General features: G+C 67.9%; 6 protein-coding genes and 1 tRNA gene. All 7 read right to left on the bottom strand.

Annotated elements, in window-relative coordinates:
• Positions 1-558: hypothetical protein (locus WC493_RS21540; RefSeq protein ID WP_373068384.1), on the bottom strand; the 558-nt coding region annotated here is incomplete at its 3' end.
• Positions 559-668: 110 nt separating this feature from the next.
• Positions 669-1,253 (bottom strand): molybdenum cofactor guanylyltransferase MobA, encoded by a 585-nt coding sequence (gene mobA, locus WC493_RS21535; protein WP_373068382.1) that lies wholly within the window; start codon positions 1,251-1,253, stop codon positions 669-671.
• Complete coding sequence (locus tag WC493_RS21530; RefSeq protein WP_373068380.1) at positions 1,250-1,969, bottom strand: zf-TFIIB domain-containing protein; 720 nt, start codon at positions 1,967-1,969, stop codon at positions 1,250-1,252. Before WC493_RS21530 ends, mobA begins: the two co-directional genes overlap by 4 nt.
• A gap of 18 nt (positions 1,970-1,987) precedes the next feature.
• Complete coding sequence (locus WC493_RS21525; protein ID WP_373068378.1) at positions 1,988-2,374, bottom strand: DsrE family protein; 387 nt, start codon at positions 2,372-2,374, stop codon at positions 1,988-1,990.
• Entirely contained in the window at positions 2,371-2,802 is a 432-nt protein-coding gene (locus WC493_RS21520) for a glycine cleavage system protein H (protein WP_373068376.1), read from the bottom strand. Before WC493_RS21520 ends, WC493_RS21525 begins: the two co-directional genes overlap by 4 nt.
• Positions 2,803-2,946: 144 nt before the next feature.
• Positions 2,947-3,042, bottom strand: a tRNA-Sec gene (locus WC493_RS21515).
• Positions 3,043-3,054: 12 nt separating this feature from the next.
• The coding region (selB, locus tag WC493_RS21510; RefSeq protein WP_373068374.1) for a selenocysteine-specific translation elongation factor at positions 3,055-4,941 on the bottom strand (1,887 nt) is incomplete at its 5' end.

Genomic DNA, 4,941 nt, shown 5'->3' with positions numbered 1-4,941 from the left:
GGTCGTTCCGCCGCGATTGACCTTGTCGTACGTTCCCTCGCGGTTCGATGTGGCCGCGGCAAGTTCCGCCGACAGGACGTAGGGCTCATGGTCGGTGCCGCGAATGCCGATGGTCGCCGTCGGCGTCACCACCTTGTGCCCGGAGCGATTGGTGCGGGCGATCCAGCCGCTGATAACCCGCAGCGATCCGGTGAAAAGCCGCAGGGTGAGACCATCGGTCGGCTTGTCCTCGGCAGCGAACTGTTCAGCGACGAACTCGGTACCCGGGCGAATGGCGACGAGTCCCCGATCTTCGGTCTTGAGCACGGCCTCGGCCAGGGCAGCGGCGCGCACTCGCTCGCCGACGTACACCACGTCACCCTCGCGCAATCTTCTTTCAGTGCCGGCAGCGGACGCGGCGACCTCGCCGCGAATATGCAAGACCGCTGCAAACTGCTTGCCGCTTTCCGCGGTCGCTGCGGCGGAATGGCTCGGCAAGGAACTGCCCATGAGGATGCAAAAAATGCCCACGCCCCGGAAAAGGACACCCAGCCTTGAGTGATTCAGCGACCAATCCATGTGCAGCCCTGTACGTTCGTGAAGAGGGGGAGACCGTGCTGTCAGTATTCAAGCACAGAGACGGGCAATGGGCTAGTCCCGCCTTCCGCGCGAACCCTGCCCCAAGGGTGCTATCGGGTGCTTCGCGCAGCGGCGAGGTCTTCCGGGGTGTTGATGTTCCTGAAGCCGTCGGCCTCGTCGTCGAATGCGACTTCGGCCAGCTTCAATGAGGCATGCCACAGACCGACCTTGCGTTCGCCGGAGCCAAGAAAGGCCTCCAGTTTGGGCAGGATCGCGCGCCGCGTCAGGCAGAAAGCGCGCTGCACCCGGTCGCCGGTGCGAGCGACTGCAAGCTCCGCTCCTTGCGCTTCCAGCGCAGCACGCAATCGCTGCGCCAGGTCGTCGGGCAGAAACGGCGAATCGCAGGGCACCGTCAGCAGCAGCGGAGTCGTCGCCTGCGACAGCGCCGCGTGCAATCCCGCCAGCGGGCCGGCAAAATCGGGAATGTTGTCAGGCAGCACAATGCAGCCGAGTGCGGCATAGCGCGCCAGGTTCTGGTTGGCATTGATCACCACGACGTCCACCTGCGGCGTCAGGCGTTCCAGAACCCGCTGCACCAGCGGACGGCCGTCGAGGTCTTGCAGGCCCTTGTCGACGCCGCCCATGCGTTGTCCCCGCCCGCCCGCCAGGATGACGCCGGTGATTTTTTCCTTCATCGCCGGAGCCTGTCCCAGAGCATCGCCACGCCATCCTGCAGCAGATCGCCGATGTCGGCGTTCAATCCATGGCCGCGTTCGCGCTGGCGCTGGCTGCGTTCGCGTTCCCTGAACAGGATCGCCTCGGCCAGCAGCGCCGGTTCCGGCGGCGCTGCCTGCTTTGTCGCGGCTTGCTGATAGCCGGCCAGCGCCGCCTCGGCCGCCTGCGTGTCGAGGATGGCGATGGGGGCGCGGCAATGGGTGCAGGCACTGTCCTTGCGGATGTCCACCGGTGCGCCGCAGCCGGTGCAGCGCACGGTGCCGATGCGCAGCTTGAGTTCATCGAGTTCGGCGCCGGTCAGCTGGCGCACGAAACCCTTCTCGATCATGAACTGGGCAAAGGTGATGAAGCGGCCATCCTGCTGGCCGCAGCGCAGGTAGTTGAACAGCCCGCTCTTGACCCGGTCCTGCGATTGGATCAGGCGTTCGTTGCAGCGCGGGCAGCGCAAGGGGCTGGCCAGCGGCAGGCGCTGGTCGTCGCGGTGCTCATGGATCAGCTTGAACAGGTCGATCACGCCGGCCGGCGCGAGCTGCAGGCTTTCATATTCGTCGAACCAGATTCCCTGGCAGGCGAAGCACAGATCCAGCGTGACGTCGCCGTTGAGCTTGCGCATGAAGCGATGGGCGCTCATCGGCGCCCGACAGGACGGGCAGGACGTGATGACCGGGTTGGACATCGGGCTCGGCGCCTGTTCTCAGAATACCAGCGTCGCCCATTCCGGATCGAGCGTGCGGGCGACGAAGGCGCTGGCGGCGACGGTACCGGTGTATTCGGGAATCAGCGCCTCGTCCTTGCCGACCAGCGCGCTCATGGCCATGGCGCAGGCGCGAAAGCTCACATCGAGATTCGCCGCCTGGCGCATCATTTGATAAATGGAGGTGTCGACATCGGGCCAGGGCCGCAGGGCATCGGCAACTCCGGGCACCAGCAGGCGCACCGCGGGACCGGCGAAGTGGATCTCCACTTCGCAGTCGAAGGCGGCCGCTGCGGCAGCGTGCACGAAGGGCGTGGCGCACAGCTGGGGCCGCTCCGGGGTGGCCGACCAGAGCAGGATCGCGAGCTTCTTGCGGTGCGCGTTCACAGGAGTTCCGCTGCCGGTTCGATGCGGTGTATGTGGGCGCGATAGGCGGCGGCATCCACCAGCCCACCTCGCTCCGCTTCCCAGGCCGAAGGCCGGCCGCGCACCATCCAGCCGGCCTGGTAGGGATCGCGATTGAGGACCGCCGGACGCTCCTCGGCGTCCTCGTTGGCTTCGAGCAGCACGAAGGATACCGGCGCATGTACGGCGAGCACCGTCTTGGCGCACTCGACTGTGCCCAAGCCGCGCCCCAGTTCCACATCGGCGCCCTTCGGCTTGGCCGTGAAGGCGATGATCTCGCCGGCGAGGAAGATGCCGAAAGCCGTGGCGCCGATCACGACCTGCTCGCCCTCGCGCCGTACCCACATGTCGTGGTTCGTGTCGTAGAGCAGGCCGTCGGGAACGGCGCCGCGGAAGGGGCTGCGGGTCATCGGCTGCGTCAGTAACGGCTGCCGGCAGCCGCGGCGCGGATCGTGCCGCTGGCGACGACCAGAATGGTTGCCGAACCCAGACAGACAATCTGCGCAGTGCGATACAGGTTGTGGGCTCTCATGAGCTTTTCTCCTTGCTTGGGGTGGCGGAAGAGAGCGGGAGTCGAACCCACCAGGGACCGCATGGCGACCCCTGCCGGTTTTGAAGACCGGCCGCCCCACCGGGGAACGTTCTCTTCCGTTGTTCGTTAACTATTGGTTTAGCCATGCGTGGGTCGAATCGGTGCCGCGCACTACGTGCTCGTCGCGCACGCGGCGAGTGTAGCCGATGCGGTCGAAGAATTCGAGGATGTGAATCGCCACCTTGCGCCCGCCGCCGATGCGGTCGCGCAGGTCGGCGGCGCGCGCCGATCCTTTCGCGGCATTGAGCTCGGCGACGAGCGTCGCCAGCTGCGCCACGGCATCCGCCGTGAAGTAGTGGTCGTGCGCGACTGGGTAGAGTTCGCCGGCGCGCGCCAGGCGGCGGAATAATTGCCGCACCACGTCTTCGGCGGTGCCCGAGTCGCGCGCGACATCGCGCACGCGCGGCGGGCCGAAGGGCTGGGCCTCCAACAGCGGCTTCAATGCGGCAAACAGGTCGCGGTCACCGCTGGCCAGACTGGCCTGGTGTTCGGGAAGATGCAGCCAGGCGCGGGACGCGGCGAGGCGTCCGGCGGCGAGCAGTTCCGCAACCAGCGCGTCGAAGGCGGCGCGCGCCAGCGTCGGCAGGGTCAGCCGGCGCAGCCGTTCGCGCTCGACGCCGACCATGTCGGGTGCGCGCTGGTGTTCGGCGGCGAGGGCGGCGAGCAACTTGTCGCCCAGCGCCCGCCAGTGGGCGGCCGAGAACCCGATCTGCTCGTCACCGGACTGGAGCACGCGCAGGCCGGCGACCGCCCACAGCGCAGCCGCGGCGTCTGCAACGAGATTCCAGTTGGCGGCGAAACGGACCAGATCGAGTCCGGAGGTCGATTGTTCCGCCATCTGGCGCAGGCTCGTCAGCGGATCGTCGTCGCGCAATGCCGCGAGCAGCGCCAGCCGCGCCGGGCTGCGCTTGTGGCGCGAGGGCGGAAAGCAGTCGAGCACGCGGCCACCGGCGATGGTGTGCCGGGCCGAGGCGTCGCGCAGCACGAAGCGGTCGCCGCGCACGGTGATGGTTTCGCGATCGAGCAGGATTTCGGCCAGCGCCGTCCCGCCAGCGCCGACTTCCGCGCAGTCGAGCAGCGCGACGCGGGCGGTGATGTCGGCTGCGCCCAGATGCAGATGCACGGGCGTCCAGTGCTTCAGTGCCGCCTGCGTTGCCGGCACCTGCAATTCGGCCTGGAAACGGGTCAGGGGTCGGGCAGCAAGGGGATCGACGACCCACATGCCGCGCGCGATGTCGGCTTTTTCGAAGTCGCCGCTCAGCGCCAGCGCGCAGCGGTCACCGGCCTGCCCGCGCTCGGACGGCCGGTCCTGCACATGCAGGCTTTTCACGCGGGCCCGAAGTCCGCCACCGTGCGTCGGCGCGATGGTCACCGTGTCGCCAGCGCCGACTTTGCCCGAGAAGGCGGTGCCGGTAACCACGGTGCCGATGCCCGACAGCGTGAAGCAGCGATCGATGGCGAGACGAAAGCGGCCATCGGCGCGGCGCGTCCGGTGTGCGGCCGCAACCGCGTCGAGGTGGGCACGCAGTGCGGCAACGCCCTCGCCGGTCGTTGCCGACAGCGCAAACACCGGGCTGCCTGCCAGCGACGTGCCGGCCAGCAGCGCCTCGATCTCGCCGCGCGCCTCGATGACGCGTGCCGGATCGACCGCATCGCATTTGGTCAGTGCCACCGCGCCGCGGTCGAGGCCGAGCAGTCCCAGCAGTTCGAGATGCTCCCGCGTCTGCGGCATCGGTCCGTCGTCGGCGGCGATGACCAGCAGCACGAAATCGATGCCGGTGGCGCCGGCCAGCATGTTGTGGATCAGCCTTTCATGGCCGGGCACATCGACGAAGCCGAGCACCGAACCGTCGGCCAGCGGCGCGTAGGCGTAACCCAGGTCGAGCGTGATGCCGCGCGTTTTCTCTTCCGGCAGGCGATCGGCATCCACGCCGGTGAGCGCCTTCACCAGCGTGGT

The organism is Zavarzinia sp. (assembly GCF_041650655.1).
GTDB lineage: Bacteria > Pseudomonadota > Alphaproteobacteria > Zavarziniales > Zavarziniaceae > Zavarzinia.
Note: the sequence above shows the minus strand (reverse complement) of the source record. Positions and strands in the feature narration are given on the sequence as shown.